1 pseudogene is annotated in these 345 nt (G+C 37.7%); it reads right to left on the reverse strand.

Annotated features, from left to right (window positions below):
- A pseudogene (locus tag ACJDTP_RS28170) lies at positions 1 to 345 on the reverse strand (transketolase); the annotation flags it as partial.

Here is a 345-nt window from a genome sequence, read left to right on the forward strand (position 1 = left end):
TTTTAAGATATATCCACCCTTTAATGCTCTCTTAGGACATCCATCATATAGTGGTAGCTTTTGTCTTGTTAATACTAATGATGTTGGTGTAGCTCCATTAGTTACTGCATAATACCAGGCTGCTGCCGTTTCTTTTGAGTCAGCAGGTCTAAATACTGTCATGTTTGGCATACTTCTAAGAGCTGCTAATTGTTCTATTGGTTCATGAGTTGGCCCGTCTTCCCCTACTCCAATGCTATCATGTGTTAATACATAAGCTACTGGAATATTCATAAGAGCTGATAATCTCATAGCACCCTTCATGTAATCACTGAATACAAAGAATGTTGCACAGAATACTTTAAG

The sequence above is a fragment of the Candidatus Clostridium helianthi genome, assembly GCF_045310795.1.
GTDB lineage: Bacteria > Bacillota > Clostridia > Clostridiales > Clostridiaceae > Clostridium > Clostridium helianthi.